This window comes from Actinomyces oricola, from assembly GCF_004104015.1.
GTDB classification, from domain to species: Bacteria; Actinomycetota; Actinomycetes; order Actinomycetales; family Actinomycetaceae; genus Actinomyces; species Actinomyces oricola.
In genome coordinates, this window is record NZ_RYFV01000075.1 from 1 (window position 1) to 737 (window position 737).

Consider the following 737-nt stretch of genomic DNA (forward strand, 5'->3'; position numbering starts at 1 on the left):
TTGAGGTTGATGATGACGAGTGCGGTGGCGGTGATGGTGGTGATGGCCTTGGGGTCGAGGGTGACTCTCTGGAGGGCTTTGAGGTGCTTGAGCATGGCGTTGGCTCTTTCGGCTGGGGAGCGCAGGGCTCTGTGGATGTGGTTGTAGGTGGCGTCGTCGGGGCAGGGGCTGGGGCCCTTGACGGGTGTGAGCACGCCGATGCCAGAACCGGTGTAGCCCTTGTCGGCCAGGGTGATCATGCCCTGCCAGGCGGCCTTGTACAGGGCCGGCAGCACGTGGGTGCGGGCGGCGGTGAGGTCGTGGGTCGAGCCCGGCTCGACCGGTGAGACCCACACCGGGTGGCCGGTGTGGTCGGTGATGACCTGGACGTTGCCCCCGAAGGCCTTGTGCTTACCCGAGTACCACAGGTGGTGGCCGGTGCTCGGGTTGCGGGCTGCGACCCTGTCGGTGCGGATGAGGGTTCCGTCGAGGCACACGAAGGGCTCGCCCTGCTCGCGCAGCTGGGTGATGACCTCGATCAGGTCCGGGGCCTGGGAGGCGACCACGTCCAGGGCCTCGTGGAGGTACCTGTATGCGGTGGCGGGCGAGATCCTCGCGTCGCGGGCCAGGGCCGCCACGGCGGTGGCCTCGATGAGCCAGCGCAGCAGCATCACGGCCTGCACCCAGCAGGTCGCTGCCCGCTGGTGGGGGCGCACGTCATGAGCGCGGCGGTGAGCCGACAACCACCGTGCCACGGT

Annotated in this window: 1 protein-coding gene; it reads right to left on the reverse strand. The window is 68.9% G+C overall.

Annotation, left to right across the window (positions count from 1 at the left end):
* The coding region (locus EUC46_RS12450; RefSeq protein WP_241655580.1) for a transposase family protein at positions 1–734 on the reverse strand (734 nt) is incomplete at its 3' end.
* Between the last annotated feature and the right edge of the window lie 3 nt (positions 735–737).